This window comes from Vibrio sp. YT-16 (assembly GCF_033337405.1).
Lineage (GTDB): Bacteria > Pseudomonadota > Gammaproteobacteria > Enterobacterales > Vibrionaceae > Vibrio > Vibrio alginolyticus.
The window spans coordinates 12,241-38,160 of the sequence record NZ_JAWOQQ010000008.1 but is presented as its reverse complement, the minus strand read 5'-3'; the positions used below and the strand labels follow the sequence as shown (position 1 = coordinate 38,160).

The following is a 25,920-nucleotide window of genomic DNA, read 5'->3' as shown; positions in this document are numbered from 1 at the left end:
TCCTTATTGACCCATCTGCAGCGTACGCAGCAGCATTTGTTTACTAGAATCAGCGACCTGTACATTAGTTTGGTATGCACGAGAAGCTGAAATCATGTTTGCCATTTCTTCCATTACATTGACGTTAGGCTTGTAAATGTAGCCTTCTTCGTTTGCAAGGGGATGGTCTGGGTTGTACTCCGCACTCAGCGGTTTATCACTTTCTACAATACCCATCACTTTCACTGGCACCGTATCACCGCCACGCATGGCGTTACTTAACTCTGCACCAAACACTGCATGACGCGCTTTGTAAGTGTCTTTCGCAGAGCTGCTGACACTGTCGGCGTTCGCCAAGTTGCTTGAGGTAGTATTCAGACGAACGGATTCAGCGCTCATTGCGGAACCTGTCACATTGAAAACGTTAAATAAGCTCATCTAAATTATTCCCCTTTGATTGCTTTGGTTAAGTTCTTGAATTTGCTGCCTAGAAAGTCGAGTGATGCTTGGTGTCTGATTTGGTTTTGCATAAACAAGTTACGCTCTAAATCCAAGTCTACCGTGTTGCCATCTCCCGTATCTGGTTGCGTAGGAAGACGATATAACTTGTCCCCAACCAACGTCGTAGTGGCAGGAATATGCCGACCATCTGTGCGACTAAGACCAATGCTTGCCCCAGATGTTGCCGCTTGCAATTCCTTCGCAAAGTCTAAACCTCTTGCTTTGTAACCAGGCGTGTTTGCTTGTGCGATATTGGTGGAAATCACCTCTGCATTGCGCTCACGTACGCCCACCGTGTGCTGGTGGATGCCTAGTGCATTGTCAAAAGATATAGCCATGTTTGCCTCTACAATTAAGAACTGACCGTGATTGATAACCAAAAAGCAATTAGCATGCCAAGACCTAAAGCATTACACCAACCTAGTGGTTACCGTGAATTGAAATAGCAATAAGTGAGCCAAAGTAACTGGAATGTCATGTCGTATCACTTTGCTCACTTAATAAAGATACACCGTGTTGAGGGCACAAGGCAAAAACGCACTTCAACTAATTGAGTGATACATGAAACGCTCGGCGCAGAAAGGTAACAAACAAAAAAGCCTGACACGAAGTCAGGCTTTTCTATCAATGAAGAGATACCGCTATTTAAGCTTGTAAATGATGCCCGGATTACAGCGCACCATTTCAAATTTATCAGTCAGACCAGTTAGCGACTCTGATGCCCCTAACAGCAAGTAGCCACCAGGGTTTAAACTGCTCGCCATTTGGTTAAGCACTTTAGATTTCATTTCTGGAGAAAAGTAAATCAATACGTTACGACAGAAAATGATGTCGAACTTACCCATCAGTGCGTAACTGTCCATCAAGTTTTGTGGACGAAAGTTCACCAAACGCTTGACGTTATCTTTGACTTTCATGCGACCACCGTCCGCATTTTCAAAGAAAGTGCGACGACGTTCTGGTGAAAGCCCGCGACCCAAAGCCAAGTTGTCGTACACCCCTGCACGACACATCTCGAGCATACTTGCCGAAATATCTGTGGCTGTAATGGACACGTTTGGTAACAAGCCCGGCTTGCGCTGTTGCGTTTCCAGGATCGTCATTGCAATAGAATACGGTTCTTGGCCCGATGAACTGGCAGCAGACCAGATCTTAATTGGGCGCTTGCTTGCCGCTACTTCTGGCAATAATTTGTCAGCTAAAACCGTGAACGGATAAGTATCTCGAAACCACAAGGTTTCGTTAGTCGTCATCGCATCCACAGCGGCGACTCGTAATTCTCGATTACGCCCTGTAACAACATCACGTAGCAAATCTGATAACGATGCGAGCTTAAACTTCGTCACTAAAGGACTCAGTCGGCTACGCACGAGGTATTGCTTGCTATCACCTAACACGATGCCACATTGCGATTCTAGAAAACGGCTAAAGTCACGATACTCTTGATCACTGATTGTAATAGCAGTCATTAATGTCTCTTTTATTGTGTTAATGCAGATTTAACCGCGTTACCCAACTCATCTGGGTTAAATTTCGCAATGAAGGTGTTGGCACCTACACGCTCAACCATAGCTTGGTTGAATACACCACTTAATGAAGAATGGAGGATAACATAAAGGTCTTTCAAATCGGCATGTCTGCGAATTTCAGCCGTTAAGGTATAGCCGTCCATTTCTGGCATTTCAATATCGGAAATAACCAACGAAATTTGATCGTAGATATTGCCTTCTTGAGCCATTTCAATCAACTTATTGTACGCTTCTTTGCCGTCTTTGACAGATACGACCTCAAAACCGATGGATGTAATCGCACGCTCTACCTGTTTACGCGCGACCGTCGAGTCATCAGCAATCAGTATGCGGCGTACAATAGGCTTTTCTTGTTCTGCTTGTGCGATTTCTTCGCCAATAGCGGAATCCATCGTTTCATCAACTGGCGCAATTTCTGCCAGGATTTTTTCAACGTCAAGGATTTCAACCAGCTCATTGTCAATGTTTGTCACGGCAGTCAAGTAGTGCGCTTTACCTGCGCCGTCTGGCGGTGGCAAAATCGCTTCCCAATGCATATTGATAATACGCTCAACCGATGATACCAAAAATGCTTGGATCGTACGGTTAAATTCTGCAATAACAACAAAACATTTATCTAAATCAGTGGTTGGGCGGCCACCAATTGCCAGGCTCAAATCAATAACGGACACGGTATGGCCGCGGATATGAGCGATACCTTTAACCAGAGGGTGTAGATTTGGCATTGAAGTCAGCTTAGGGCACTGTAGTACTTCTTTCACTTTGAATACGTTAATGCCGTAGCGCTGTCGGCCCATCAGTCGAAAGGTCAATAATTCCAATCGGTTCTGACCGACGAGTTGCGTACGCTGATTCACCGAGTCAAGAATCCCCGTCATATGCTCATCTCCATCTCAAACTTTTTGTTTTTAAATGATACTCTACCACTGGCAAGCACGATACCAGGGAGACAGTATGGCGTATTTCACTTTCACTTCGACACCATTGACTATGACAATATGTAGAGCGCTAATTACAAAGTACGCTAAGTCTATCGGCATTTTGCTCAGTATGTTTAGCTTTTTTGTTCATTCAGCTTCAGATAATCAGATCGAGCAAATAAAAACAGCAGCAGAACAACATATTCTTGCTACGGTTGATCAGCCTGATGGTGGCGAGCTATCTGTTAATGCGGCAGAGATCGACTCGAGAATAAAAGCAACGGATTGCCCTGTTCCGTTAGATACATCTGCCTCTTCCACCAGCAGCACGAGAAGTAACATCAATGTGTTAGTGGAATGCCAACCGGATGACTGGAAAGTCTATGTCCCTGTGAGGATCTCGGTATCAGTACCAATGATCGTCGCTACACGAACACTAGGGAGAGGAGAAATCGTCAGCGCATCGGATGTTACCACTTCCATGATCGAGCTACAGCGCTTTCGTAAAGATGGATTTTCTAGCTACGATCAAGTGGTTGGGGCAAAGCTAAAGCGTAATGTTCGTTTAGGCGATGTCGTAGAGAGAAATGATGTTTGTGTGGTATGCCGAAATGAAAAGGTCATTATCAAAGCGGTGAATTCTGGCATGACGATCACAACGCAAGGCACAGCATTGCAGGATGGTTCAGCTGGCGATCAAGTAAGAGTGAAAAATGATAAGTCACAACGTATAATAGAAGGCATAGTGACTGACATTGCGGAAATCACTGTTAATTTTTAATACCCACTGGTAGCGTGTTTAAACTGATCAATAAAAATGCAAAAAATGACTAAAGTTATTTTTGCGCTGGTCGATAGTCTGGATACCAGTATTACGATACAAGGCAAAGGTTAAACATGGCAGGTATAGATAATATACGTTCAGGGCAAATGATGACGACAACAAGTCGCGCACCTGCACGTAACGATTCCAATGCTACCAGCACGACAGAATCAAAAAAGGCGCCAGCGCAACAAGACGCAGTATCACTCAGCCAGCAAAGTAAAGCCGTCAGTAAACTCCAGAAGGATATGGCAGCTTCTCCGGCATATGACAGCGCCAAAGTTGCAGCAATCAAAGAAGCTATCACAAACGGTTCATACAAAGTCGATCCTGAAAAATTGGCTGACAACATGATTAAGTTTGAAAACGAATTGCAAGGCAAAAGCTAACTGGCTTAGGCCGAAGGTAAGTGTTTTATGGCAGCATTAGTCGATCTCGTTAATTTCCAGCTAGAAAATGCTAAGGCACTTTCCGCTGTTTTACGCCAAGAAACACAAGCAATCACGGCGCGTGTCTCTACCGAGATTGAGAACATTGCCAAACAGAAGATGACGCTCATTGATCAGCTCAGAACAACTGATCAGCGAATCGCCTCTCACCCGCACGTCAATCAACTTACTGAAGATGAGCACCTAAGTCAGGTTGTTGCTCAGATCCAATCGATCGTCCTCGACTGTCAACAAGTTAACCAAGTAAATGGCGAATCGCTTAGTCGCGCACAGCTGAGCTTCAATAAACTCAACAACATGCTTCAGCGAACTCATGGCAAAGTTGGCATGACCTACAATGCGGGCGGAAAAACCCACACCATCTCGACGCTTGGCACCAATATAAAAGCTTAAACGTCACTCTTACCCTCAATTCCCGCGCTCACGTAGATATAAAAAAGCGACTCATTGTTACCAATCAGCCGCTCAAAAAGATTATCTGTCTAGTGAAATGGTTTAAAACAAGGTTTGCTGACGCTTCTCAGGCACCTGCTGAACTTCTCCATAATCACGTAGCTTATCCATCTTACGGATATCCAGGCGCAGCTCAGTCACATAACTGTCTTCAACAAGATAACTACGCACAACTTCTGCACCACGAATTACACCATCGACGGCACCAGTGGTGCTTTCAATACCCAAACGCTGGTCTTGCAGCTCTGCACGTCCACTAACACGCATGCCATAAACTTGCTCTGCTAGCTCACGATAAGCATCAATTTTTGATGCGCGCATTGCTCGTACACGCTTTTCTTCAACTGTGCGGCCTGTTTGCTCACTGACGCTGGCATAACCCACCGCCACTAAGATTTCATCTTGACGCATCTGTTGTAATGGCTGACACCCAACCAATATCAGTGTGGCAACAATAAATAATAACTTCTTCATGCTTCTATCCTATGGACGGAGAATCACAGTGTACGGCTGACGAATAGTAGGGTCAGAACGAATCAACACACCATCTTGTGTGCGGATGCTATTTAACGTATCTAAGTCACGCCCAATACGGTCAGCCGGAAGGAAACCTTGCGCTGTCGCTACAACTACACGGCTTTGCATGCCAACCACGCGTGCATTGACAAGCACTCCGCCCTCTTGGCGCAGCATTGTTCCGGTCAGTACATACTGAATTTGCTGCTCTTGAGCTAAATCTTGCCAATCACGACTTAAAGCAAAATCGCCCTGCTGCGTCACTTGAATAGAGCCCGTAGTTTTGAAATCAACCACTTTAAACCCTCGGCGCTGAAACTGATGGATAAAACCTTCAGAGACCGAGTTACCTAACCAGTTTGTTGCATCCATATTTTGTAGATCAACAAACGAGGTAATCGCAATCGGTGTCCGCGCTGATACTGCCACATTAGAAACCATCAGGTCTTCTGTCATGCTCTCAATGAAAAAGTCCATCGTATGACGCGGACTATCCATCAGCATGAACTGGCTTCCCGAGTACGGTTCTTTACCATTGTAAATCGGTGAGTACGCGCACGATGTCAGAAGCGTCATCATCGATGCGGCGACAAGCCACTTTTTCATGGTTTGATTCTCCAGATAATCTTAGGTGATACCGTTCTTTATTAATTCCTTTCCAAGAAAGTGAATATTGGAACAGTCTTTGCTTTTCTTTGTTTGCCTAACGAAGAAAAACCCACCAAACTTCACTGAATTTGTTAAAGCAATATTTATACCCGAACGGTTGTAACCAATGAAAAAAATATTAAACAGTCTGTTTTCAATCACTTTAGTGATGCTTGTGCCTTTTAAGGTAATGGCATCTTGGTATGAAGTCACAGGCGTTGCCACCATCGTTTCTTCAGAAGAGACGGCAAGGCTCCATGCGTTGGAAGACGCGCTGTTCAAAGCCGTCAATTTTTCGGGCGCAGATATTGGCAGTATTAGCAACTTGATGCCGCTGTTAGAAGAAAGCCGCAACGAATACCAGTTTACCAATCATGAAGTCCGTTACATTTTGGTCGAATCTGAACGCAAACGTCGCGGTAAAGTCGAGGTAAAAATCCGCGTTGATATTTATCCATCGGCAACGGGTTGCCACACCGATCAATACAAAAAGACAATGCTGGTCGGCAATATTGAGGTCGCATCACCACAACAAGCAGTGATGGGACAAATTTATCAAGTTGGTGACGATTTTAGCCACGTAGTGAACCGTCAACTTGATCAAACCTCACGCAGCTTTGTGTCTGTTGGTACAACGGACTACTCAATAAGCAGCAACTATCCTGCTCGCACTCAAATGATCGCGCAAGACAATGGCGCACAATACATCATTGGAGGGGTCATCACCGATCTCACTGCAACGGTCGAATCTCAACTATTGCAAGATGACATCATCAATCGTCAGTTTGCGTTAGAAATGAAAGTATTTGATGGTAAAACTGGCCATGAAATCTTCAACAAAGCCTACCGTGAGGTCGCGCGTTGGCCATTTGCTAAGACGAGTCAAGTGGACACTCGTAGTGCACGTTTTTGGGCATCGACCTATGGCGAGATGATGCTTCGCGTTAGTCGCAATATTATGTTGGATCTGGAGTCGGAGCTATCTTGCAAAATTACACTGCCAGAGGTTGTGGCAGTCTTCGGTAATACCGTAACGATGGATCTCGGCCGTATGCACGGCGTAAAAGAGGGAGACAAATTGCAGCTTTGGCACACCGCGTCGTTTATCGACCAAAATGGATTGCCAAGAAACAAAGTCTCGCAAAGCGAAATTACATTAACGGTATCACGCATATACGAACACGAAGCGGAACTGACGATTGATCAGCCAAATTTAGCATCTAGCGTTCAAATTGGCGACGTAATGAACAAGATCCTATAAAAGCAAACATTAAGTCTTGAGATATGCTCACTTTTGAATATCATAGGCAGCGCATCTTATTTGATTATACCAATGACCGTAGCGAATCGTTCAACGTGATGCTGATACAGATCTGGTAGATTGCTAGATTTGAACTCAGTAAAACAGTGCAATGAACTGCAACTATTGGTATTACGCCCCCATGGCACAGCTGGATAGCGCAGTCCCCTCCTAAGGGACAGGTCGTAGGTTCGAATCCTACTGGGGGCGCCATATCATAGCCTTAGCTCCCACTTGAGCTAAGGCTTTTTTGTATCTTCAATTTCAAGCCTCGCACTGCTCCCCCTAGTACACCGTGTTAGATAATCTTCCCAGTAATCAATATGATCGGATCGGGTGTTTCGGTTACGGGATAAACCCTTCTACTGATCTGACTTCTTCCCCTTGAAATCATTTCAACAAGCCCTATTTACAGTTTTGTATTTTATTACTTTAATTATCTATGAGTTTTGCTTACCCTTTTAGCTATTAATAAAATTATTAGTTAGCACTATGTCTAAGAGCAATTTAATAACTAACACTGGACACCGCTTTATTTCTAAAGGCAAGACAGCCTTTAAGATACATATCCATACCCCCGAGGATACGGTACTACACCGCTCGGTAGGATTTGTTCGTATTGGAGAAAAGAAAGGCTTACAAAAAGCCATTAAGCTGAGAAACGAGTTAGGCCGGCAAATGTGGGGCAAATTCTGGCGACGTCTTTTGAAAGACCCTTACCTAATGACTAGGCTTCCACATAGCGTTGAGCCTAAAATCGTTCACAAGCCTAACCCTACTCTTGAAAACCCTGACAACCGAGATACGTGTTACATCGCCAAGTGGCGAGAGTTCAATGATGACGGCGAGTATAAATATAAAACGGTGGTTCGCTCTATTAGTAAGTACGGCAAACTTGCCGCCTACATGCAAACCAAAAAAGCGTTGTTAGAAGCACATAAAGATAACTTGGAGATCCTGACATTTATGGGGCGTTTAAACAGCATTGATCTTAAGTAATACCTGGCCACTTTGAACATTTCAGTCAGTTTTTTTGAAGAGAAATAAAAAGCCCCAAAGAGCGAACTCTTTGGGGCTTTCAGCTTCAGTCTTCTATACTACGGTCGAATAGGAGCTTATTGCTGAACTTGGTATTCAAATTCTGGAACAACGACTTCTACGCGACGGTTTTGTTGACGACCTTCACGAGTGTCGTTTGAAGCGATTGGGTTGTTTTCACCTTCGCCACGAGCTTGGATACGTGATGAATCAATACCTTTTTCAACGAGTGCGTTAGCAACAGACTCAGCACGTTTTTCAGAAACTTTTAGGTTGTAAGCTGCTGGACCAGACGTATCTGTGTAACCTACAACTTCAACGTTCGCTTGTGGGTGCTCGTTTAGGAAAGCAACTAGGTTATCAAGTTTTGCAGCGCTCTCTGGTTTTAGAGTTGTGCTGTTTAGATCGAAGCTACCTGTACCAATTGTTTGAGTTTCGAATGTTTTCGTAACTACAACTGGCTCTTCTACCACTTCTTCTACAACCACTTCTTCAACAACAACTGGCTCTTCTACGATTACTGGCTCATCGTTGCCGCCGAATTTGAAAGAAACACCTAGTGTTGCAGTGTTACCTGTCGCACGAGTTACATCGTTGCTGATGTCAGTTAGTGTTTGGTATTCCGCACGAGCTGTTACGTTTTGGCTTAGGTTGAATTCAAGACCAGCCGCGCCTAGGTAAGAGTAATCATCTTTGCCATCAAACATTACGTAAGCGCCACCCACTTTACCGTAAAGTGCGATGTCTTCAGTGATTGGTAGGCTAAATTTAGGAGCAAGAGTGATCGCTTCTACGTGGCCACCGAAAGAAGTTTGGTTAAAATCACCGATGTTGTCGAAACCCGCTTCTACTGCGAAGTATTTATTCATTTCGTAACCAACAAAAGCGCCAAGAGTAGAATCGTCTTTGTCACAAGCCTGGCCCGCTACACACGCGTCTTCCATCCATGACTTACCCATCTTACCACCAACGTATACTTCTGCTTGTGCTGCTGAAGCCATAAGTAGAGACGCTGAAATTACCGCTGCTAATTTTTTCATTATTGATTCCTCTAAAGAAGTTCTTTTGTTAGATGCCGAAATGCGCCGTCTGACTGACGTTGTATTTCAATTCTTTTTATTCACTCCTTGAGTGAGATACTTAGTCAGCTTCTTTTTATGCACATGCATTTTTTTTATGGAAGCAACTTACGTATATTTCCTGTTCAGTGATACATATCGCCATCTCGGTATCGCTGACGGGATGAACTATAACGCTAAGAAATCGCGAGAAAAATCCCAATTCTGTCAATTTATTGTCATCAAAAATCTCGACAACATGTGATCTTAAGCAAAAAAATCCCCACGCAATCACGACGCAAACGTTTGCTTTATTTTTTGAAACAACATAGCTAAAGCAAAGGTTTTTCTTAAAAATGAGACAAACAAAATGGAACTTTAAGGAACATGGATAAAAATCAATCAGATATTTGATATATAATCGCTCGTTTTTTATTCATGCCAACGATATTTGGATTAAAAAATCTTATCCATATTGAGGTAAATTACAGGTGAAACCATCTCTTCATTCACCAATATGAGAGAAAGTTTCTCGTTATCTAAATTGAAGATACAAAAAAGCCGCGGTTGCTCACCGCGGCTTTGTGACTATTTATTCAAAAGAACGTTCAGTTCAAAGCAATTATGCGTTTGCTTCACGCTCAGCAATGAACTCAAGCGCCATCTTAATGCGAGCAATACAACGCTCTTTTCCAACCAGCTCCATTACTGCATCGACAGAAGGAGACTGACCGCCTCCTGTTACAGCAACACGTAATGGCATACCGATTTTGCCCATGCCGATTTCCAACTCTTCACATACTGCTGCGATAACGCCATCTTTGATGTTCGCTGTCGTCCACTCAGTTAGTGCTTCCACTTTCGCTAATGCAAGTTCTAGAGGCTCTTTAGCCACGCCACGTAGGTGTTTCTTCGCTGCGCCCGCTTCAAACTCAGAGAAATCTTCATAGAAGTAACGGATTTGCTCAGCTAGCTCAACTAGTGTGTTGCAACGCTCACCCACTAGCTTGATCACGTCAGTGATAGCAGGACCATTCGTTACGTCTAGTTTTTGTTGATCTAGATGCCATTGTAGATGCTCAGCAACGTACGCAGGATCTGAGTTCTTGATGTAGTGGTTGTTCAACCATTGCAGTTTGTCAGTGTTAAAAGCAGACGCTGACTTAGATACTGCGTTTAGGCTAAATAGATTGATCATCTCTTCTTGAGAGAAGATTTCTTGGTCCCCATGAGACCAACCAAGGCGCACTAGGTAGTTGTTTAGTGCCGCAGGCAGGTAGCCCATATCGCGGTATTGCATGACTGATACAGCGCCGTGACGTTTAGACAGTTTCGCGCCGTCATCACCCAGGATCATTGCACAGTGTGCAAATGTAGGTACTGGCGCACCTAGTGCTTCGTAGATGTTGATTTGACGAGGCGTGTTGTTGATGTGGTCTTCGCCACGAACAACGTGAGTGATACCCATGTCCCAGTCATCCACTACTACACAGAAGTTGTAAGTAGGTGAACCGTCTGTACGACGAATGATTAGGTCATCCATTTGATCGTTGCGGATTTCAATGCGACCACGGATTTGATCATCAAATACTACGCTGCCTTCTTTCGGGTTACGGAAACGGATAACACATGGATCGCCATCTTTTGCCGCTTCGTTTGCTGCTTTGATTTTTGGATGGTTAGCATCGTAGCGAGGCATTTCTTTATTTGCTTCTTGCTCTGCACGGATTTCATCTAGCAGCTCTTTAGACGCGTAACATTTGTAAGCTTTGTCTTCAGCAAGAAGCTTATCAACCATTTCGTTGTAACGGTCAAAACGTTGAGTTTGGTAGTAAGGACCTTCATCCCACTCCAAGCCTAGCCATTCCATGCCTTCAAGAATTGCATCAACCGCTTCCTGAGAGTTACGCTCAAGGTCTGTATCTTCGATACGTAGAACGAATTCACCACCTTGGTTTTTAGCGTATAGCCAAGAGTAAAGTGCAGTACGCGCACCACCAACGTGTAGATAGCCAGTTGGGCTAGGAGCAAAACGAGTTTTAACCGTCATTTGAGTTCCTTAGGGGTAATGAGCAACGAGAGATCTCTCGTTGTAATGTCAAGGATAAAAGTGGCGACATTTTACCACCGTAAGTCAATTCTACAATCGGTTTGACAACAGAAATAAAAACAGGGCAGAACCAAAAAGGCACAGCCCTACTATTTACTGTTAAAGCACAAGACAAAATTACTTCAGGTTACGCATTGCCCATTGCATAAATTCTTGCTGCTCTTCACGGCTCAATTCATTAAACGATGCTTTGATTGTTTTGGTTTCCGCTGGAGAAGACGCAATGCTTGCCTTAGTCGATTCTTTATTCATTGCGTTATTATAGTCGGCAACTTCTCGTTCATAATCACGAAAACCTTGCAAACCACCTTTACGAAGTTGAACCATAGAGAATGCCACTTCTTTTCCGTTTTTGTCTTTCAATACCACTTTAGGATCGAGTTCGAAGGCTCTCGCCTCTTCAATAGTACGGAATGTTTGATAAGTCAGAGAAAGCTCGGTGTCTTTTTCTGCATCAAACTCTAATACCAGCGGCTGCGAATCGAATTTACGGCGCTTTCCATCTTCAAATACGATTTGTCCAACCGTTACCGCCAATTGGTTTTCCCCATCCTTTAACTCGATGCTGTTGTTCTTGGATATCCACTCAGGGTAGACGAACTCGCCGTTGAGAACGCGAGGAACTAATTCAGATTGCAGAGTGAGTTGAGCAGCAAAAGCTGGCGCCGAAAGCATTGCGCAAAGTCCGAGAAGTGTCGTTGTTTTTTTCATCATGGTTTCTCACTTTATACCAATTTAGATAAGCCTCTAAAATTTACAGGCCAGTCATTTCAAAGGCTTATTTGAATAAGTATCAAGATAAAAAGGGCGTTTCCGCCCTTTTAGCTGCTTCTTTAGTTAGAAGTAGTATTCAACACCTACAGAGAACTCGTCGTAGTCAGCAGACTTCCAACGTGCTTCTGTTGGTTTATCTAATTGAGACGCACCGTCGCCAAAATCTAGAGTACGAGCACGTACGTACAGCACTGCCGATGGGTCTACGAAATACATAACTTGTGCTGATAACACATCATCCGCTGTATCGTTAATTTTCTTACCATCACGCTCTAGATCAAAGTTAGCGGCGTAAGCCAGTTTGTATTGCCAATCACCCGTGGTGTACATGATAGCGGCAGACATTGCATCTTGCTTTTCACTCACACCATTGCTTGCGTCCGCCTCCATGTATTTGTATTGCGCGAAGAAAGAGATTCCGTTATCAAACCAGCCTTGTGCCCCTACCAAGTACGTGTTGTTTTTCCACGTTTGGCTTTCCATCTTGATATTACGGTTACCTTCATATGCCGCATCTAACTGGATAGGACCAATTTTGTAGTGTGCTGCGATACCACCCCAGTAGTCATCCCCTTCACCTAGACCTGCTTTATCACCTGCACCAGCTGCGATATCTAGGGAGAATTTGTCAGCAAACATTGGAGAGTCCCAGCGGATAGTGTTTGATTGACGGTCTTGGTACTTGGCGCCACCAATAGCACCACCCCAGTCGTATACATCGCCCAGGCCAGGGTTAGATGCTGGCCAGTCAACCAATTCGTACATAGGTGTCAAAACGCGACCCAGGCGAATTTGCCCCCAAGATGCACTTTCAAAACCGACGAATGTGTCACGTTCACCAAGACCTGCGCCCTCGCCACCAAAGCTAGGGTCTACATAACCGCCTTCGATTTGCCAAATAAAAGTAGGGTCGAAGTTAGCAAATTGTTTCTTACCACGGAAACCGATACGAGATTCGTTGTTTAGCTGCATGCCACCCAAGTCATCGTCCGTTGCTTTGCTGCCAGAATCGTAATCGCGGTACGCGGCCTGCATCGCGATGATCCCGTAAACTTCATAAGAAAATGAATCTTTGGTTAGAAACTCTTTTGCTGCGTCACTGTTTGCACCATCAGCAAATGCAACACCACTGAACATCATGCCGGTAATTGCCGTGGCAAGTAGGCTTTTCTTTAGGTAAGACATTATAAACCCCTATATTTTTAGTTTTTTCCATTTTCAAATTCACTAACTAGGACATGGCAGGAACTTGAAACAGTGTTTGGACGGGGCAAATATGACAAACTTTTTTCGCACTAAAAAACTTTCCCTACAGCAATCTGAGCGACTTCAAAATGAGAAGATCAAAAATAAAATAAATCAATAAAAAACAATTAGTTAACATCAAATATAAAAAATAAAAAACGTTAAAAGTACGTTTTGACACTGAACTGACATTGAGAGCATCTAAAAAACGTGAGCGACTTCATTCATCTTTTAGGTGTTTTAACGGAACTTTATATTCAAAGAGAAAAAACCTTGAGATCACTCGCAAGTAAAATGACCGTGCACTTGTGGGATTCGAGAGATTTTGACGAAATTGTTGTGAGTAGCAAATGGGTATTGACCTTACCCTTGCAGGAAGGTTTAAGCTCATAGCATCACTACTATTGAGGTGCAGATTATGTATCAGTTAGTTATACCTTTATCAGGGCTCAACTGCATGGGCTGTGCGAGAAAAGTTGAGAATGCTTTACATGCGAATCACGATGTGGAGATCCTCAATTTGTCCCCGACGCAAGTAGAGGTCAAAACCGAGTCTTCTCTTAAAGAGCTCGTCTCGTCGATTGAATCTCTTGGTTACCAAGCAGGAAATCACTACGAACTAAACCTTTCAGGCTTAAGCTGTGGCGGTTGCGTCAAAAAACTTTCATCTTTATTAGAATCTAATCAAGACGTTATTTCTTTTGAGGCTTCAACAACGCACTTAGAGATTCGTACCCTCCTCTCCGAGCAACAAGTGATCGACTTAATAGCAACACTCGGCTATACCGCCAACCTTGATTCTGTTGAAGTAGAGAACGAAAGCTCACCAGAGACCGAGCCGGTAGAAAAGCAAAGCAATATTAAAGATACGCAGGTGCCACCAGCGAGTATTCAATTGCAAATGCTGATTCAAGGCATGACGTGTGCGAGTTGCGTATCTTCAGTAGAGAAAGCACTTACTAACGTAGAAGGCGTTGAGAAAGCACAGGTCAACCTTGCAGAACAAAGCGCACTAGTATTCGCAAGCCAAGACTCTGATGACCTCCTTAACGCAATTGTTGAATCGGTAAAACAAGCCGGTTACCAAGCAGAGATCCTACAAGACGCCGCAACCCAGCAAGAAAAGCAAGCACAGCAACAACGTCAGCAACAAAAACGCTTTAAACTGGATGCTATTGCTGGCCTTGTCGTCGGTGCCCCTTTAATGATTTGGGGCGTAGCTGGCGGCAATATGATGATTCGCAACACCAACGACCAATTAGCTTGGGGCGCGATCGGTATCGTATGTTTACTCCTTCTTGCCACAGCAGGGAAACACTTCTTCAGTAACGCTTGGTTAGCAGCTACTCACAAGCGCGCCACCATGGACACGTTAGTCGCGCTCGGTACTGGCGCAGCGTGGTTCTATTCGATGCTTGTGGTGATTTTCCCAGACTGGTTCCCTCTTGCTTCACGCCACGTGTACTTTGAAGCGAGTGCAATGATCATCGGCTTAATTTCTCTTGGGCACTATATAGAAGCAAAAGCCAAAGCAAACACAACACGTTCCTTACAAGCGTTGATTAACCTGCAACCTCAGCAAGCTACGGTAATTACGGAACAAGGCGACCAACAAATCGCGGTTGAGCAAATCACGTTAGGCATGAAACTGCGTATCAAACCAGGCGAGAAAGTGCCTGTTGATGGTGTTGTGATTCAAGGTGAATCATACATTGATGAGTCGATGCTCACTGGTGAACCAGTACCAGTATTAAAAGCGCAAGAGGCTCAAGTGTCTGCCGGGACATTAAACACCGATGGTGGATTAGTCATTGAGGCAACGGGCATTGGCGCAAATACCATGCTGGCTCGTATCATCCGCATGGTGCGCACAGCGCAAAGCAGTAAGCCAGCCATCGCGAAACTGGCAGACCAGATTTCATCGGTGTTTGTCCCTGTCGTTGTTGGTATAGCAATACTGGCCGCGCTCGTTTGGTTTGCCGTTGGCCCAGAGCCAAAAGCGAGTTATATGCTGGTGGTCACCACAACCGTCCTGATCATCGCCTGCCCTTGCGCCCTAGGCTTAGCAACCCCACTTTCTGTCACGGTGGGAGTGGGTAAAGCCGCAGAGCTCGGCATTCTGATCAAAGACGCCGACGCCCTGCAATTGGCAAGCAAAGTCGACACGGTTGTGTTCGACAAAACTGGCACACTTACCCAAGGTAAACCTAGCGTTCAGCAAGTGTTTACTCACGCCACCAGCCAAGAAGATCTATTGGCTTTAGCGTATGCGGCAGAGCGTCAGTCTGAGCACCCACTGGCAAAAGCGGTATGTGATTACGCCAAACGACACGACGCAAAAGACGTCTCATTAGACAAGTTTGAGAACGTTCGCGGACGCGGCATTTTGGCGACGTATCAAGATAAACCGCTGCTCATTGGTTCGCTTCAATTTATGCAAGCAGAGAACGTCGAGACCAGCGCACTAAAACCTGCCATCGATGAATGCGCAAAAAATGCGTGGACTCCGGTAGCTGTGGCATTGAACGGCGAACTGATCGGTCTGATCGCCATTGCCGACCCGATCAAATCAGATGCGAAGCAAGCGCTCTCTGCATTAAAATCGCAAGGCATCAAAACGGTAATGCTGACGGGCGATAACCAACACGTTGCCAATGCTATCGGCCAAGAACTTGGTATTGATGAAGTGATTGCCCAAGTAATGCCAGATGAGAAAGCTCAGCACATTGAGCAACTTCAATCTCAAGGACATGTCGTGGCAATGGTGGGGGATGGCATTAACGACGCCCCTGCTCTCGCGTTATCCAACCTAGGTATTGCCATGGGTAGCGGCAGTGATGTCGCCATTGAAAGTTCGCAAATGACCATCCTGAACACGTCACCAATGGCGGTAGTACATGCGATTGAACTCTCTCGCGCTACACTTAAAAACATGAAGCAAAACCTATTTGGTGCCTTTGTTTACAACTCGTTGGGTATTCCAGTTGCCGCTGGCGTGCTTTACCCAGCGTTTGGATTTTTGCTCAGTCCTGTTGTCGCAGGAGCGGCAATGGCACTGTCTTCAATTACTGTCGTTAGTAATGCAAATCGACTACGACTGTTTTCAGTAAAATAACCACTTCTTTTTGAGGGTATTATGAAGTTGAAACTATTGACCTTTGCAATGCTTGCGACCGTGTCCGCCAACGTATTGGCAGCCGATGTCATTAACCATAAATCGCCATACTGTGGCTGTTGTGGAGAATGGACAAAACACATGGAAGAGAACGGCTTTACGGTCGAAGAAAAATTGCACGATGACATGAACGCCATCAAACGCGATCTAGGCATCAAGAATGAACAGCTTTACTCTTGCCACACGGCAGAGATCAACGGCTATCTGTTTGAAGGTCACATTCCAGCCGAAGACATTAAAGCGTTTTTGAAAAATCCACCACGTAACGCAAAAGGCTTATCAGTACCGGGCATGCCAATGGGCTCCCCTGGTATGGAATATGGCGACAAAAAAGACAGCTACACCGTTTACGCCTTTAACGAAAAAGGCCAAGTGTTCGAATATAGCCACCACGAAGGCAACGACCAATAAAAACAAAGCCCAGCGAGATAAACCGCTGGGCTTTTTCTTAATGGACAGTTAAGACAAATATAAAATTAGAAGCCGTAAGAGGCACCAAATACAAAAGCGTTATTCACTAGGCTGTCACCACTCGCGTTTTCTGCACCGTGTGCTTGACTACGGAACTCAAAGTAAGGTTGAACACCTTTACGAGTCCACGTTGCACGAAGCTCGTGGTCCATGGTTTCCGCTTCAATCATGTAGACGTTGTTGTAGCTTAGCGTCACATCCTCATTCATCACGTAACCGATGCGGTTGTCCATGCGGTAATCTGTATCCGCATCTGCGTCTGTCGCATCAATGTGCGCACGAGTACGGTTACTTAAGGAGATGCCGTTATCGAAGTTGTAACCGATCTTAACCAATGGACGGTACTGTACATTCTCGCCAGCAGAGAACAGGTGTTGATAACCCGCGGCAACCCATAAATGATCGGTAATATTAAATGACTGCTCACCACCCACAGTGATTGCTGGTGTTGTGTTACCTGCGCCACCGTTTTCTGTTTCCAGTTTACCCAACTGAATACCATCAAATTCGGTGTAAACCGTAAAGCCGCCGAATTGGTTATCAAAAGTATGACCAGCTTCCAGTGTAGACGTAACGTCCGAACCATGAATTCGACCATCATCGTGGAATTGAACATTACCTGTTACGTAAGAAGAACCAGCAAAAGCGCTAGAAGCGAAAGCGAGAGAAAGAGCACTCAGTGCAAAAATGTTTTTCATAATTACTGCCTTTATTTATTCACGTTATGCGATAGTTTTAGAGGGCATCTCTTCCCTTTTATCGCAAACTTTGGAATGTGCCTCCTTGGCGTTCGCAATATTGTTTTAATTAATTCGCGATGGAAAATAAAACATTTTAAAAAGTGATCTTGTTCAAACCGAAGCTCAACAACCCTGATAAAAACATGGGAAATACAGGCACTTATCGTATTTTTATAAAATTATTCAAAAAATAGAAGTGTGATCATAAACAGGTTGTTTATTGATATTTAGCAGATTAAGTCGATCCAGTTCACAATAACCTTGACCATTACAACCAAAAACTTATTTATCAATGAAAAATAATTAGACATCGATCACGCTTAATTTCCTCAAAAAATAAAGAAAGCCCCAACATGATGTTGAGGCTTTGCCAAAAAATTAACTTACAAGAATCGAGTTATTTCACGCTGGTCACTCGACTTGCTTTCTCACCGCTTGCTGACACAGAACGGATAAACACTTCACCTTTCACATTTGGACGAGCATTATCTACGTAAGTTAGCCAGTTCTTGCCGTCTAGAGAGTATTGAAGCTTCACACCCGGGAACTGAACGTTCATTGCCAGTTTACCCTCTTCAACTTTCGCGCCTGGTACAGGTAGGCGGTAGTCGATACCCGCTTTTTCTAGCTTAGCCAGTTCGCGTTGGCCAAGTACGTTCGCAAAGCGGTTGTAGTCTTGGTTTAGCGCAGCTTTGTTTACTAGGTTAGAGTTTTGCGAGTATTCAACACCCACTTTGTAGTCGTTTTCCCAATCAGCACGGTGCCATGCACGTTCAGCGGCTGCCAGTACGCGAGGGAATACCATGTACTCGTATTGCTCGTCGTTACGTACTGTCTCAGACCACAGCTGTGCTGATAGACCATAGAAAGGTTTCGCTTTGATTTCACCTTTACCAGTGAAGCCGTTACCATCGCGGTCTACAGAGGTTTCTGCGTTCTGAGGCATGTTCTCTGGTGCAAAACCAAACATCTTACGAGTATCTGTTGCACGCGTCGCCCAGTAGTAACCACGTTCTTTCGGGTCAACTTCGTACGGCATGTCCATGTATACGTAGTCTGGGTTAGAAACGATAACGTCGTAACCTTTCTTAGACCATTCGTACACTGATGATGTGCCACCCCAGTAAAGAACGTCCCAGAAGTTAACACGCGTGTTTTCTGTTGCGAACGCTTTCTCACCTTCACTGTACTTAAGGCCATCTTGCCAAGCTTGGAAGTTTGGAATGCCTTTCTCTGCCACCATCTTCGACACTTCTTCTGCAAAGTGGCTTGGTAGATGAGCAAAATCGCTTACCGTACCGTCTGCAATTAGCGTCTGACATTGTGGTGACTGTGCGAATGGCTTGTCTTGCTTAGACAAATCAATGTTACCCTTCCAGCTTACTTTGTCTTCTGCGTTGATGTCTTGCAGACCAGCGCCTAACTTGATGTTCTTCGCTTCATCACCACCGAAGTGCCATGTTGTTAGCGGCGTACCCGCTTCTTGGTGCATTGCTGCTACTTCTGAAATCACTTTATCAACAAAACGAGTTGAAGATTCCATACATGGGTTGATGAAGCTTTGCTTGTTGTAGAACTGAACCGTCGTTACGTTCGATGTATCTTGAGGATCCATCAGGCGGTACTCGTTCGCTTCTGCTTCTTTACCTTCTTCCATTAGACGGTCGTAACGTGCTTCCATTGATACCACTGCTGCACGAGCGTGTGCTGGCATATCGATTTCAGGAATCACTTCGATGTTACGCGCTTTCGCGTACTTCAAGATGTCCACGTAGTCTGCTTTGCTGAAGAAGCCAGAACCAAAGTTGTCTGTCGTTGCACCTGAGCCAAGCTGAGGCAGTAAACAGCTTTTCTCTTCCAAATCGAAACAACGGTTAGCACCCACTTCAGTCAGCTCAGGCAGACCCGGGATTTCTAAACGCCAGCCTTCATCATCCGTTAGGTGAAGGTGTAGTTTGTTCATCTTGTACGCGGCCATTTGGTCAAGCGTTGCAAGAATCGCGTCTTTAGAGTGGAAGTTACGAGCCACGTCCACCATCACACCACGGTAATCAAAACGCGGCGCATCTTTAATAGACAGTTGTGGTAGAGAATCAGCATTTTGGCTATCTACCAGGCCAAAGATAGATTGTACTGCGTAGAAAGCACCTGCTTGGTCAAACGCTTTAATCGCAATACCGTCGCCTTTGATGCTCATTTCGTAAGCACCAGATTTTGCCAATTCACCGGTGAAGTGTGCAGGAACAACAGTGATGCTTACAGGAAGATCACCACGAACATCCACACCTACCACTTCTGCACGACCTTGAATTGCTGCGTATTGAGCCGCATCGAATGCGTCTTTAGGCAGCGCAATACCCGCCCCGATATCTACCGTACCTTTACCTGCTTCAACAGACATTGGCGTTGGTAGTAACGTGGTTGATACGTCTTGTTTTGCTAGATCTTCGTTCTTCTCGAAACGAGACACAGCGCTCGCAAATACGTTGTTGTCATCTGGCGTACGTTTTAGGTTGTTACCCTCAAGGCCAGTCACGAAAGATGCAACGTCTTCTGTGTTAAGAGAAGCGATCATCTTAGGCTCTGCATTTGGTGCAGCAACGAAAGCGCCTGGCATGAAGTCAGTTTCAAATAGCTGCCAGTATTCAGCAACAAGAGGAAGCACAACCTCTTCACCCGCAGCAAAACCATCAAACTTATCTGTTGGTTCTAGTTTGTGTAGATCACCCGTTACGCGAGAGATTTTAAACTGTTCGTTTTCAACATCCAGAATCAGACGAATGCTATGGAAGTAAATAGCCCAATCTTTTGAGTCAACCGCTTCACCTTGGTTAACCAGTGTCATGTTTACCTTGTTACAAGACGCCCACTCAGCCCCTAAGTCCTGACAAGCAAGACCTTCGTTTGCACCGTGGTTGGTCAACACTTGGTATTGAATATCAAGATTATTAGCCAACGAATTTACAACTTGTTGTTCAGAGCTTTGCAGCGCAGAGCAACCTGCTAATGTAGTGATAACAGAAACAGCAATCAGACTAGGTTTAAACATCTTACTTCCCCAAAAAAGTCAGTGGTTCAAAACGACAATGATAAAAATCTCGGCCCCTCAAATGCGAGGTACCTAACCGTTACATTCAACATACAACCTGTTATTTCTAAGCGTAAAATAAATAGAAATAGGAAGTGATCCAGCTCAAAAAATGACACTCAGCAAAAACAATAAAAACCTAATTTTCATGGAGTTACAATACACGTCAAAATCGAACAACTTGTTTTGACGAGTTTGCTGCGATCTAGGTCACTTATATTCATGAGTTACGACTGATTTTGTAAGATTTGGATCACGCCTAATTATTTTGTGAACCATTAGTAAGCGAATTACCTATTTACCTTTCGTGAAGTGACTCTCATTTATTCGTCGTCAAAACTCGTCAATATTTTTAGAAATGACGATTTTGTCGAATACCCCACTGGAGAAATTGCACTTAACCTCACGCTATTTTGCGTATAAAGTTTAAAGGTATCTTATCTGAGGACCATTCTATGTTTCGTCTCTTGACGCTCATATCATCTCTACTTGTTACTTTGACTCCTTTTTCCTCTTATGCAGAGCCACAGCATTGGTTAGCGAAAAAAGGGGAAACCGAACTTATGATTATTGGCTCGGTACATGTGGGGGATAAAACGATGTACCCACTCCCTAGAACGGTCATCCAGCATTTAAGCCAAAGCGCAGGGTTGATTATTGAAGCAGACGTCAGGAATTCTGAAGGCTTGGTTTACCCACAAACAACCATTCTTTCTAAAGATGTTTTAGACAGAGCTCAACGTCGCCACTTAATTGAAATTGCCCAAGATTTAGGTTTGCCAGAAACTCAACTCCTAAATTCCCCACCTTGGATGGCGGCATTCACCATCCAACTCGCTTTAGTCAACAAACTGGGGTATGTCTCTGATAAAGGGGTCGACATGCACTTAATAGGACTCGCTGATAAAAAGCAAATCCCGGTCATTCCACTGGAGTCCGTGCAATTCCAAATCGATTTAATCGCAGGTCAATCAGAAGGCGGTAAAGAGATACTTCTCTCATCAATTGAAGAATATGATGGCGGAGAAGAGTTGGTTCAATGCTTGATAGAGAGTTGGAAGAGTGGTGATGGTAGCATGTTGGTCGAAGCCTCTTTGACCGATCATACAACAGAAGAGTTTAACCAAGCCTTTTTATACGAGCGTAATCGAGATTGGGCTAAAAAACTCGACACTGGCAGTGTTCTACCTCAGCAATCGGGTCGTTACACCGTTGTTGTTGGTGGCTTGCATTTAGTAGGTAAAGATAACCTGATTGAACTGCTTAAAAATCGGGGATTTAACATCAAACCACTGGGTAAGACGCGCCAAGCAAATTGTGATATCTAGTGATTGTTTGAAAAATGCCATTTAAATACAATTATTTAAATACAACCATTTAAAATTCATTCAAACTTTTTTATAAAACGCCGTTAAGCTAAGTGGATACAAAACAACTCATATGAAATTTAAATATTTATTCCTATACACGATTGGAATTATGCTCACTTCTTCGCTGTCTTATGCTAAACCGCCATGCAACGTAGAAGCTTTTCAAGCTATTGATATAACTCCGGAAGTAAAAGGCGGTGTTTTAGATAAAGAGAGTGGTCAATTTCTTATTACCGAAAAACCAATGATGCGTTGCGCGAACATCACGTTTTCAACAGCCCACACTCGAAATCGCGTTGCACATATGATGAACCAAGGCTTTGAAGCGGTTTACTATGATGGAAATACAAGCAAATCTCACTCAGTAACGTTTGATGAAGACGATTTAAAAGCGGGTTACGTCAAGATTGGGCCAAATCACCCAAAGACCGCTTATATCTGTTTCACTACTTCTGAAACTCCTATCAATACTATCTCGTGTGACATCAAGTAATAAATTTACTCGCTCTAAAAAATGAAAAGGCCCTACATTTCTGTAGAGCCTTCCTCTCAATATGTGTCGATGAAGAGCCATATTCTAACTTCAGGCGAACCCCATTTGGTTCGCAACTATCAAAGCCAAATTTGCGACCGCTGAAACGACGAAAGCCTGCTCATTGAGCAGGCTTTCTAAAAGTGGTCGGTGAAGAGGGATTCGAACCCCCGACCCTCTGGTCCCAAACCAGATGCGCTACCAAGCTGCGCTATTCACCGATATGTTTAACTGAGGAATTGTCCCCGTCAACGAATGCGTATATTACGGATTCTGAACTGTGGCGCAAGTGCTTTTTACAAAAAAACCTTAGGTCTTAATTCGTTTGATGAATAACTGAACACTAGCACGTAAAATGTGACTGATAACTCACAACAAAATACAGTTTATTAACCTTAGCAACATAATTGATCCAGATCAGTGTGCAACAAGACACCGCCATTTAGTTTATTCCTGTCGGGAACATCTTGGAGGAAACGTATGGACTTTTGGCTTGATCTCCTATTTGGTAATGCAGTGGGTCTATCGTCAATGATAGTAATTTTTGGGGCAATTGGTCTGATGTTATTTTACGGCGGTTTCTTCATATACAAGATCATGAACGACAAATCTCCTCACTAGATCTCGCTTAGCTCTAGAAACGCTTTGCACCGGAGTCGGTTACTTGCCTACTCCGGTTTTTTATTTGATCTCAATGCACCACTCATTGATATAATCCTATTATTCTTCCCTGTTCTTAATGAGATTACTGCTATGTCTCACGACGACGATTTTGATCTATTTCAACAGATGATGGGCGATGTAAAGCCAATCACTCAAGACACCACCGAACACAAAAAAGTACACCAAGTAACAGAAGCACAGCTCGCAAAACGCGAAGCAGCAATCTGGTTAACGGAAGATGACCCAGAATACCTATCACTTGATCACGCTGAAATGCTCAAGCCAGAGGACTTTGTTGAGTTCAAACGTGATGGTGTACAGGACGGGGTTTACCGCAAACTTCGCCTTGGTAAGTATCCAATCCAAGCTCGCTTGGATTTGCACCGTAAAACATTGAAAGAAGCACGTGATGAAGTCGTGACGTTTTTAAAGCAATGCCTATCAATGGACATTAGAACGGTCGTTATCGTCCATGGTCGAGGAGAACGCTCAAATCCACCTGCAATGATGAAAAGCTTTGTTAGCAGTTGGCTACGACAAATAAAGGAAGTCCAATGCGTCCATAGTGCGCAACGCTTTCACGGTGGAACTGGAGCCGTTTACGTCCTACTTAGAAAAAGTGCGGAAAAGAAATTAGAAACCCGCGAACGTCACCAAAAACGGTTAGGCTAAATTTCACCCTAATGCTAGAATGCCCGCCCTTATTCTTCCTTCCCCTTAAAGGAAGGGAGCTTCATTCGCCGTTGTGAAACGTTAGGAGACAAAAATGTCACAAGACAACGCTAAACGATTAAATAAATTCATCAGTGAAACGGGGTTTTGCTCACGCCGTGAAGCAGACAGACTGATTGAGCAAGGCCGTGTCACCATTAATGGCAACAAACCTGAAATGGGGACAAAAGTGCTACCTGGTGATGATGTTTGTGTGGATGGTAAGCCAGTGGCAGCAAAAGAGAAGCCGATTTATATCGCTCTCAATAAACCAACAGGCATCACCTGTACAACTGAGAGAGACGTCCCTGGAAACATCGTTGATTTCATCGGCCACCAAAAACGTATCTTTCCGATCGGCCGCTTAGACAAACCCTCTGATGGTCTGATCTTTTTGACCAACGATGGCGACATCGTGAACAAAATCCTTCGCGCAGGCAACAGCCACGAAAAAGAGTACGTCGTACGCGTGGACAAGCCAATTACAGGCGAGTTTCTCAAACAGATGTCGAGTGGCGTTAAGATTCTCGACACAGTCACCCTACCTTGTAAGGTAACGAAAGAAACTAAATTCTCTTTCCGTATTGTGCTCACTCAAGGACTTAACCGTCAGATCCGTCGCATGTGTGAAGCGCTGGGCTATGAAGTATTCAAGCTGCGTCGCGTACGCATCATGAATATCTCTCTTGATGGTATTCCGAATGGAAAATGGCGTTACCTAAGTGACGAAGAAGTGGCAGAGATCCTAGCAATGTGTGAAGGCTCTGTAGGTACAGAAGAAGCATCAAAAACAGACTCTAGAGGTCGCAACATTCGTAAAGCGACCGACGCGAAGCTGTTTGATAGCCGTGAAGAAAACCAAGATTCTACTGCTCGTCGTAACCAGAAGACACGAACTTTCCGCGGTAACAATGCTGATGAATTCCGTCATGCACCAAACTCGAAAAAAGGTCAACAAAAGCGTCGTCAGCGTGATGATGAAGGCGGACGTCCAGCTAAAGAACATTACAAAGCGAAACCACAAGGTGAACGCAGCAGACCGCAAGGCGAGCATGGTAAATCACACCGTAAACCAGATGCATCGAGCAATACGCATTCAGCAAACAAGCCTCAATCACCGAGTAAGCCTAAGCAGCATTACATGAACCCAAATGCCGCGAAACCAAGTAAACCAGCTAAACGCACTGGTGGTACATTGAGTCTGAAGAAGTAACGCTTCACTGACAGGCAAGATCAAAAAAGGACGCTCATGAGCGTCCTTTTTATTTGTCATGAGTTTACAAACAAAGAGGTGCAAACTGACCGCGAGTTAAGTTCAGCAAATCTCTCGGGGCTAACTCAATTTCTAAACCACGTTTACCAGCACTCACACAGATTGTGTCTTGCTCTACTGCGCTTTCGTGCAAAAAAGTAGGTAAGGCTTTCTTCTGCCCTAGTGGGCTAATTCCACCAACGACATAACCTGTGGTCTTTTGCGCGATTTCCGGATCAGCCATATCGGCCTTTTTGCCCTTCGCTGCTTTCGCCGCCAGTTTTAGGTTCAGCTTTTGATCAACAGGGATAATCGCAACCGCAAGGTTCTTTGGCTCCCCGTTCAAGCAGAACAACAAGGTTTTAAATACTGTTTTCGGATCCTGCCCCAGTACTTCAGCAGCCTCCAAGCCATAACTATCGGCTCTAGGGTCATGCTCATACTGATGAATCGTGTGTGGAATTTTTTTCTTTTTCGCAAGATTAATGGCCGGAGTCATCAAGATTCTCCTCATAAAAACAAAAAGCGCAGATTGAATTGGATCTGCGCTTTTAGTTAATGATATCAGCGAGTTT

General features: G+C 44.4%; 25 protein-coding genes and 2 tRNA genes. 13 read left to right on the top strand and 14 right to left on the bottom strand.

Annotated features, from left to right (window positions below; all coding sequences use genetic code 11):
• Positions 1 to 3 precede the first annotated feature (3 nt).
• The 4 genes from flgC to R7F07_RS14405 all read right to left on the bottom strand — a co-directional run bounded on the left by flgC (position 4) and on the right by R7F07_RS14405 (position 2,887).
• Entirely contained in the window at positions 4 to 417 is a 414-nt protein-coding gene (flgC, locus tag R7F07_RS14420) for a flagellar basal body rod protein FlgC (RefSeq protein WP_005393132.1), read from the bottom strand.
• A 5-nt stretch (positions 418 to 422) separates the two neighbouring features.
• Positions 423 to 818 carry a flagellar basal body rod protein FlgB gene (flgB, locus tag R7F07_RS14415; protein WP_005382026.1) on the bottom strand — a complete coding sequence of 132 codons (396 nt, stop codon included), beginning with the start codon at positions 816 to 818 and terminating at the stop codon, positions 423 to 425.
• A 303-nt stretch (positions 819 to 1,121) separates the two neighbouring features.
• Entirely contained in the window at positions 1,122 to 1,949 is an 828-nt protein-coding gene (locus R7F07_RS14410; RefSeq protein ID WP_005382024.1) for a CheR family methyltransferase, read from the bottom strand.
• Between the two features lie 11 nt (positions 1,950 to 1,960).
• On the bottom strand, positions 1,961 to 2,887 hold the full coding sequence (locus R7F07_RS14405; protein ID WP_005382022.1) for a chemotaxis protein CheV: 927 nt from the start codon (positions 2,885 to 2,887) through the stop codon (positions 1,961 to 1,963).
• 76 nt (positions 2,888 to 2,963) lie between these two features.
• On the opposite strand from R7F07_RS14405, the gene flgA reads away from it, so the two are divergent.
• The 3 genes from flgA (at position 2,964) to R7F07_RS14390 (ending at position 4,594) form a co-directional block, all read left to right on the top strand.
• Positions 2,964 to 3,710, top strand: a complete 747-nt coding sequence (flgA, locus tag R7F07_RS14400) for a flagellar basal body P-ring formation chaperone FlgA (RefSeq protein WP_005382020.1) — start codon at positions 2,964 to 2,966, stop codon at positions 3,708 to 3,710.
• A gap of 116 nt (positions 3,711 to 3,826) precedes the next feature.
• A complete protein-coding gene (gene flgM / locus R7F07_RS14395; RefSeq protein ID WP_005382018.1) occupies positions 3,827 to 4,141 on the top strand; it encodes a flagellar biosynthesis anti-sigma factor FlgM in 315 nt (104 codons plus the stop codon).
• Between the two features lie 27 nt (positions 4,142 to 4,168).
• Complete coding sequence (locus R7F07_RS14390) at positions 4,169 to 4,594, top strand: flagella synthesis protein FlgN (RefSeq protein ID WP_005382015.1); 426 nt, start codon at positions 4,169 to 4,171, stop codon at positions 4,592 to 4,594.
• Positions 4,595 to 4,696: 102 nt separating this feature from the next.
• Here the strand turns inward: R7F07_RS14390 and flgP are convergent, their stop codons facing one another.
• Positions 4,697 to 5,128, bottom strand: a complete 432-nt coding sequence (gene flgP / locus R7F07_RS14385; RefSeq protein WP_005382014.1) for a flagellar assembly lipoprotein FlgP — start codon at positions 5,126 to 5,128, stop codon at positions 4,697 to 4,699.
• Between the two features lie 9 nt (positions 5,129 to 5,137).
• Positions 5,138 to 5,776, bottom strand: coding sequence for a FlgO family outer membrane protein (locus tag R7F07_RS14380; protein WP_005382013.1), 639 nt, complete (start codon positions 5,774 to 5,776; stop codon positions 5,138 to 5,140).
• A gap of 169 nt (positions 5,777 to 5,945) precedes the next feature.
• Between R7F07_RS14380 and R7F07_RS14375 the strand changes: the two genes are divergently transcribed.
• The 3 genes from R7F07_RS14375 to R7F07_RS14365 all read left to right on the top strand — a co-directional run bounded on the left by R7F07_RS14375 (position 5,946) and on the right by R7F07_RS14365 (position 8,117).
• On the top strand, positions 5,946 to 7,079 hold the full coding sequence (locus R7F07_RS14375; RefSeq protein WP_005382012.1) for a flagellar assembly protein FlgT: 1,134 nt from the start codon (positions 5,946 to 5,948) through the stop codon (positions 7,077 to 7,079).
• Positions 7,080 to 7,254: 175 nt separating this feature from the next.
• Positions 7,255 to 7,331, top strand: a tRNA-Arg gene (locus R7F07_RS14370).
• Positions 7,332 to 7,610: 279 nt separating this feature from the next.
• On the top strand, positions 7,611 to 8,117 hold the full coding sequence (locus R7F07_RS14365; protein WP_005382011.1) for a hypothetical protein: 507 nt from the start codon (positions 7,611 to 7,613) through the stop codon (positions 8,115 to 8,117).
• Positions 8,118 to 8,233: 116 nt separating this feature from the next.
• Here the strand turns inward: R7F07_RS14365 and R7F07_RS14360 are convergent, their stop codons facing one another.
• The 4 genes from R7F07_RS14360 to chiP form a co-directional block, all read right to left on the bottom strand.
• On the bottom strand, positions 8,234 to 9,196 hold the full coding sequence (locus tag R7F07_RS14360) for an OmpA family protein (protein ID WP_005382010.1): 963 nt from the start codon (positions 9,194 to 9,196) through the stop codon (positions 8,234 to 8,236).
• Positions 9,197 to 9,836: 640 nt separating this feature from the next.
• Complete coding sequence (gltX, locus tag R7F07_RS14355) at positions 9,837 to 11,264, bottom strand: glutamate--tRNA ligase (protein ID WP_005384075.1); 1,428 nt, start codon at positions 11,262 to 11,264, stop codon at positions 9,837 to 9,839.
• Between the two features lie 177 nt (positions 11,265 to 11,441).
• A complete protein-coding gene (locus R7F07_RS14350) occupies positions 11,442 to 12,038 on the bottom strand; it encodes a DUF2057 domain-containing protein (protein ID WP_005382008.1) in 597 nt (198 codons plus the stop codon).
• A 123-nt stretch (positions 12,039 to 12,161) separates the two neighbouring features.
• The gene (gene chiP / locus R7F07_RS14345) at positions 12,162 to 13,283 is read right to left on the bottom strand and encodes a chitoporin (protein ID WP_136976125.1); all 1,122 of its coding nucleotides are present in this window, start codon (positions 13,281 to 13,283) and stop codon (positions 12,162 to 12,164) included.
• A gap of 478 nt (positions 13,284 to 13,761) precedes the next feature.
• Here chiP and R7F07_RS14340 point away from each other — a divergent pair, with 478 nt between their 5' ends.
• On the top strand, positions 13,762 to 16,458 hold the full coding sequence (locus tag R7F07_RS14340; RefSeq protein ID WP_017819979.1) for a heavy metal translocating P-type ATPase: 2,697 nt from the start codon (positions 13,762 to 13,764) through the stop codon (positions 16,456 to 16,458).
• Positions 16,459 to 16,479: 21 nt separating this feature from the next.
• Positions 16,480 to 16,929 carry a DUF411 domain-containing protein gene (locus R7F07_RS14335; RefSeq protein ID WP_005382005.1) on the top strand — a complete coding sequence of 150 codons (450 nt, stop codon included), beginning with the start codon at positions 16,480 to 16,482 and terminating at the stop codon, positions 16,927 to 16,929.
• A 65-nt stretch (positions 16,930 to 16,994) separates the two neighbouring features.
• Here R7F07_RS14335 and R7F07_RS14330 read toward each other — a convergent pair whose 3' ends face one another.
• Complete coding sequence (locus R7F07_RS14330; protein ID WP_005382004.1) at positions 16,995 to 17,687, bottom strand: oligogalacturonate-specific porin KdgM family protein; 693 nt, start codon at positions 17,685 to 17,687, stop codon at positions 16,995 to 16,997.
• A gap of 439 nt (positions 17,688 to 18,126) precedes the next feature.
• Positions 18,127 to 20,778, bottom strand: coding sequence for a beta-N-acetylhexosaminidase (locus tag R7F07_RS14325; protein WP_136976126.1), 2,652 nt, complete (start codon positions 20,776 to 20,778; stop codon positions 18,127 to 18,129).
• 494 nt (positions 20,779 to 21,272) lie between these two features.
• On the opposite strand from R7F07_RS14325, the gene R7F07_RS14320 reads away from it, so the two are divergent.
• Both R7F07_RS14320 and R7F07_RS14315 read left to right on the top strand, forming a co-directional pair.
• Positions 21,273 to 22,145, top strand: a complete 873-nt coding sequence (locus R7F07_RS14320) for a TraB/GumN family protein (RefSeq protein WP_005382001.1) — start codon at positions 21,273 to 21,275, stop codon at positions 22,143 to 22,145.
• Positions 22,146 to 22,296: 151 nt separating this feature from the next.
• Positions 22,297 to 22,680: a hypothetical protein gene (locus R7F07_RS14315; protein ID WP_372059874.1), complete on the top strand. Its 384-nt coding sequence runs from the start codon at positions 22,297 to 22,299 to the stop codon at positions 22,678 to 22,680.
• A gap of 183 nt (positions 22,681 to 22,863) precedes the next feature.
• Here R7F07_RS14315 and R7F07_RS14310 read toward each other — a convergent pair.
• A tRNA-Pro gene (locus R7F07_RS14310) sits at positions 22,864 to 22,940 on the bottom strand.
• Between the two features lie 259 nt (positions 22,941 to 23,199).
• On the opposite strand from R7F07_RS14310, the gene R7F07_RS14305 reads away from it, so the two are divergent.
• From R7F07_RS14305 to rluF, 3 genes are all read left to right on the top strand, one after another.
• Positions 23,200 to 23,340, top strand: a complete 141-nt coding sequence (locus R7F07_RS14305; protein WP_005382236.1) for a DUF3149 domain-containing protein — start codon at positions 23,200 to 23,202, stop codon at positions 23,338 to 23,340.
• A 132-nt stretch (positions 23,341 to 23,472) separates the two neighbouring features.
• Positions 23,473 to 24,054: a DNA endonuclease SmrA gene (gene smrA / locus R7F07_RS14300; RefSeq protein WP_005382233.1), complete on the top strand. Its 582-nt coding sequence runs from the start codon at positions 23,473 to 23,475 to the stop codon at positions 24,052 to 24,054.
• Between the two features lie 94 nt (positions 24,055 to 24,148).
• Positions 24,149 to 25,306: a 23S rRNA pseudouridine(2604) synthase RluF gene (gene rluF, locus R7F07_RS14295; protein ID WP_064377052.1), complete on the top strand. Its 1,158-nt coding sequence runs from the start codon at positions 24,149 to 24,151 to the stop codon at positions 25,304 to 25,306.
• 64 nt (positions 25,307 to 25,370) lie between these two features.
• Here the strand turns inward: rluF and ybaK are convergent, their stop codons facing one another.
• Positions 25,371 to 25,844 (bottom strand): Cys-tRNA(Pro) deacylase, encoded by a 474-nt coding sequence (ybaK, locus tag R7F07_RS14290; protein WP_064377051.1) that lies wholly within the window; start codon positions 25,842 to 25,844, stop codon positions 25,371 to 25,373.
• Positions 25,845 to 25,920: the final 76 nt, after the last annotated feature.

Excerpts from the sequence above, each read along its gene's own strand:
- flgC (WP_005393132.1), bottom strand. The coding sequence starts at position 417 with ATGAGCTTATTTAACGTTTTCAATGTGACAGGTTCCGCAATGAGCGCT.
- flgB (WP_005382026.1), bottom strand. The coding sequence starts at position 818 with ATGGCTATATCTTTTGACAATGCACTAGGCATCCACCAGCACACGGTG.
- R7F07_RS14410 (WP_005382024.1), bottom strand. The coding sequence starts at position 1,949 with ATGACTGCTATTACAATCAGTGATCAAGAGTATCGTGACTTTAGCCGT.
- R7F07_RS14405 (WP_005382022.1), bottom strand. The coding sequence starts at position 2,887 with ATGACGGGGATTCTTGACTCGGTGAATCAGCGTACGCAACTCGTCGGT.
- flgA (WP_005382020.1), top strand. The coding sequence starts at position 2,964 with ATGGCGTATTTCACTTTCACTTCGACACCATTGACTATGACAATATGT.
- flgM (WP_005382018.1), top strand. The coding sequence starts at position 3,827 with ATGGCAGGTATAGATAATATACGTTCAGGGCAAATGATGACGACAACA.
- R7F07_RS14390 (WP_005382015.1), top strand. The coding sequence starts at position 4,169 with ATGGCAGCATTAGTCGATCTCGTTAATTTCCAGCTAGAAAATGCTAAG.
- flgP (WP_005382014.1), bottom strand. The coding sequence starts at position 5,128 with ATGAAGAAGTTATTATTTATTGTTGCCACACTGATATTGGTTGGGTGT.
- R7F07_RS14380 (WP_005382013.1), bottom strand. The coding sequence starts at position 5,776 with ATGAAAAAGTGGCTTGTCGCCGCATCGATGATGACGCTTCTGACATCG.
- R7F07_RS14375 (WP_005382012.1), top strand. The coding sequence starts at position 5,946 with ATGAAAAAAATATTAAACAGTCTGTTTTCAATCACTTTAGTGATGCTT.
- R7F07_RS14365 (WP_005382011.1), top strand. The coding sequence starts at position 7,611 with ATGTCTAAGAGCAATTTAATAACTAACACTGGACACCGCTTTATTTCT.
- R7F07_RS14360 (WP_005382010.1), bottom strand. The coding sequence starts at position 9,196 with ATGAAAAAATTAGCAGCGGTAATTTCAGCGTCTCTACTTATGGCTTCA.
- gltX (WP_005384075.1), bottom strand. The coding sequence starts at position 11,264 with ATGACGGTTAAAACTCGTTTTGCTCCTAGCCCAACTGGCTATCTACAC.
- R7F07_RS14350 (WP_005382008.1), bottom strand. The coding sequence starts at position 12,038 with ATGATGAAAAAAACAACGACACTTCTCGGACTTTGCGCAATGCTTTCG.
- chiP (WP_136976125.1), bottom strand. The coding sequence starts at position 13,283 with ATGTCTTACCTAAAGAAAAGCCTACTTGCCACGGCAATTACCGGCATG.
- R7F07_RS14340 (WP_017819979.1), top strand. The coding sequence starts at position 13,762 with ATGTATCAGTTAGTTATACCTTTATCAGGGCTCAACTGCATGGGCTGT.
- R7F07_RS14335 (WP_005382005.1), top strand. The coding sequence starts at position 16,480 with ATGAAGTTGAAACTATTGACCTTTGCAATGCTTGCGACCGTGTCCGCC.
- R7F07_RS14330 (WP_005382004.1), bottom strand. The coding sequence starts at position 17,687 with ATGAAAAACATTTTTGCACTGAGTGCTCTTTCTCTCGCTTTCGCTTCT.
- R7F07_RS14325 (WP_136976126.1), bottom strand. The coding sequence starts at position 20,778 with ATGTTTAAACCTAGTCTGATTGCTGTTTCTGTTATCACTACATTAGCA.
- R7F07_RS14320 (WP_005382001.1), top strand. The coding sequence starts at position 21,273 with ATGTTTCGTCTCTTGACGCTCATATCATCTCTACTTGTTACTTTGACT.
- R7F07_RS14315 (WP_372059874.1), top strand. The coding sequence starts at position 22,297 with ATGCTCACTTCTTCGCTGTCTTATGCTAAACCGCCATGCAACGTAGAA.
- R7F07_RS14305 (WP_005382236.1), top strand. The coding sequence starts at position 23,200 with ATGGACTTTTGGCTTGATCTCCTATTTGGTAATGCAGTGGGTCTATCG.
- smrA (WP_005382233.1), top strand. The coding sequence starts at position 23,473 with ATGTCTCACGACGACGATTTTGATCTATTTCAACAGATGATGGGCGAT.
- rluF (WP_064377052.1), top strand. The coding sequence starts at position 24,149 with ATGTCACAAGACAACGCTAAACGATTAAATAAATTCATCAGTGAAACG.
- ybaK (WP_064377051.1), bottom strand. The coding sequence starts at position 25,844 with ATGACTCCGGCCATTAATCTTGCGAAAAAGAAAAAAATTCCACACACG.